The 1455-nt window shown below is 71.1% G+C and carries 1 protein-coding gene; it reads right to left on the bottom strand.

Annotation, left to right across the window (positions count from 1 at the left end; genetic code table 11):
- Positions 1-1455: acyltransferase domain-containing protein (locus tag VT50_RS31635; RefSeq protein WP_143645301.1), on the bottom strand; the 1455-nt coding region annotated here is incomplete at both ends.

Raw genomic sequence — 1455 nt, 5'->3', positions numbered from 1 at the left:
CAGCGTCTCGGGCAGATCGACGAGACCGCCCCAGCGCTGGGGGTACTCCGCCCCCACAACCCGGCCAAGGCCCCACATCATCGCCTGCACCGGGCTCACCAGCCGGTCGGAACGCCCCACCGACACCGCGCCCCGGGTGCCGCACCACAGCGGGGCCACCACACCGGCGTCACCCAGCCCCTGGACCAGGCCCACCGTCGCGGCCAGCCCGGCCGGAACCATCTCGGAGGACTCATGTGCCGACTCGTCAAGACCCAGCAGCGAGAACACACCCGCCACGCCCGAGGGCTCCACCGCCGCGCCGTCGAGCGCGGTGCGCAGCCGCTGCGCGATCGCCTCGCGGCCATCCGCCGCCCCGACGACGACGCGCACCACATGCGCACTGCGCCCGGCCAGCCCATCCAGCACGGCGGCAACCAGAGCATCGTCGTCACGGGCCTCCGGAACGGCCACGAGCCAGGTGCCGGAGAATGTCGTCTCGGACGTGGACGCCAGGGGCTTCCAGACCGCCTTGTAGCGCCAGCCGTCCACCGTGCTCTGCTCACGCCGCTGGCGACGCCAGGACGAGAGGGCCGGAAGCAACGCCGTCAGCGACGACTGCTGCGTCTCACCCTCCACCTCCAACGTCCTTGCCAGCGCCTCCAGGTCCTCCCGCTCGACGGCCTCCCAGAAGCGCGCGTCCACCGCATCCGCGCTCAGGCCGTCACCGACAGCCGCCACCTCGGCGGCCGAGAGGGCGTCCAGCCAGTACCGCTGCCGCTGGAAGGCGTACGTCGGCAGGTCGACCCGGCGGGCCCCGTGTCCGGCGAACACCCTCCGCCAGTCAACGCTGCCACCACTGACGTGGAGCTCGGCGGCGGAGGTCAGGAACCGCTCCAGGCCACCCTCGTCGCGGCGCAGCGTGCCCACGACCACGGCCTGGGCCTCGGCGGCCTCCACCGTCTGCTGCACCGGCAGGGTCAACACCGGATGCGGGCTCACCTCGATGAACACGCCGTGGCCGGCGTCGAGCAGGGTGCGCGTGGTGGACTCCAGCTGCACGGTCTGCCGCAGGTTCCGGTACCAGTACTCCGCGTCCAGACCGGTGGTGTCCACCAACTCACCGGACACCGTCGAGTAGAACGGCACCTCCGGCACACGCGGCTCAAGATCCGCCAGGACCGTCAGCAACTCCTCACGGATGGCCTCCACATGAGCGGAATGCGAGGCGTAGTCCACCGGCACCCGACGAACCCGCACCTCCTCACCCTCCAGCCGCGCCACCATCTCATCCAGCGCACCCGGATCACCGGACACCACCACCGAACCAGGACCATTGACGGCGGCGACAGAAATGGCGCCATCCCAAGCAGCGATGCGCTCCCTGACCTGGTCCACAGGCAGTCCGACGGACACCATGCCACCACGACCCGCAAGACCCCCCGCGATCGCCTGCGACCGCAACGCCACCACCTT

Source organism: Streptomyces antioxidans, from assembly GCF_000968685.2.
In the GTDB taxonomy this organism is placed as follows: domain Bacteria; phylum Actinomycetota; class Actinomycetes; order Streptomycetales; family Streptomycetaceae; genus Streptomyces; species Streptomyces antioxidans.
This window is presented reverse-complemented; position numbering and strand designations above follow the sequence as displayed.